The 1140-nt window shown below is 61.1% G+C and carries 1 protein-coding gene; it reads right to left on the bottom strand.

The annotated features are described in order from the left end of the window. Complete coding sequence (locus BC102111_RS17490) at window positions 1-1092, bottom strand: IS630 family transposase (protein ID WP_009376884.1); 1092 nt, start codon at window positions 1090-1092, stop codon at window positions 1-3. Between the last annotated feature and the right edge of the window lie 48 nt (window positions 1093-1140).

Below are 1140 nucleotides of genomic sequence, written 5' to 3'. Positions count from 1 at the left end.
CTAGTGTCCCGCGCCGTTGATTCGTTGTAGAAGTCGTCCGATGGAGGTGAGAATCTCGTCGGCGGTCTTGGTCCAGATGAAGGGTTTCGGGTTCTCGTTCCATGCTTTGATCCAGCCGCGGAGGTCTTTCTCCAGTGCTTGCACGCTGCGGTGATCTGAGCGTTGGAGGAGTTCGCGGGTGACTTCGGCGAAGAGCCGCTCGACTTGATTGATCCACGATGAGTACGTCGGCGTGAAGTGCATGTGGAACCGGGGGTGCTTTTCGACCCACGCTGTCACGGCCGGGTGCTTGTGTGTGCCGTAGTTGTCGCAGACAACATGCACATCCAGATGCTCGGGCACGTTCTGATCGATTTTCTGCAGAAACTTCTTGAACTCCACCGCACGGTGTCGGCGATGGGTGGACGCGATCACCGTGCCGTCAGCGACATTCATCGCCGCGAACAGGCTCGTCGTGCCGTGTCGGAAGTAGTCGTGCGTGCGCTTTTCGGGCATGCCCGGCATCATCGGGAACGCGGGCTGTGACCGCGACAGCGCCTGCACTTGAGATTTTTCATCCACCGAAAGAACGACGGCGGATTCGGGCGGGTCGAGGTAGAGGCCGACGATGTCGTAGACCTTCTCCACGAACAGCGGGTCGTTAGAGAGCTTGAATCCGTCCGCCTGGTGAGGTCTCAAACCGAACGCCTTCCATACCCGTCCGATCGTGGACTTCGACAGTCCGGTGCGCTCGGCCATCTTCGCCCGCGACCAATGCGTCGCGTTCGCGGGCGTCGACTCCAGCGTCGCGACCACGACATCCTCGACCTGCTCCGCAGTGATCGTCGCCGGGCGCCCCGGGCGAGGATCATCAACGAGACCGTCCAGACGGGCCTCCACGAACCGAGAGCGCCACTTCGTCACCGTGGGATCCGAGCAACCCACCAACGCGGCCACGTCCTTGTTCGACATGCCATCCCCACACGCCAACACGATCCGCGAGCGCAACGCGAGCGCCTGAGACGACTTACGACGCCGAGTCCAGCGCTCAAGCTGCTCCCGCTCCTCATCCGTCAGGATCAGTTCGGCCTTGGGTCGTCCAGTTCGCGCCATACTCCAATCCTACAACTTACAGACCGAATTTAAGGCGCAGGACACTAG

The sequence above is a fragment of the Brevibacterium casei CIP 102111 genome (assembly GCF_900169275.1).
In the GTDB taxonomy this organism is placed as follows: domain Bacteria; phylum Actinomycetota; class Actinomycetes; order Actinomycetales; family Brevibacteriaceae; genus Brevibacterium; species Brevibacterium casei.
Note: the sequence above shows the minus strand (reverse complement) of the source record. Positions and strands in the feature narration are given on the sequence as shown.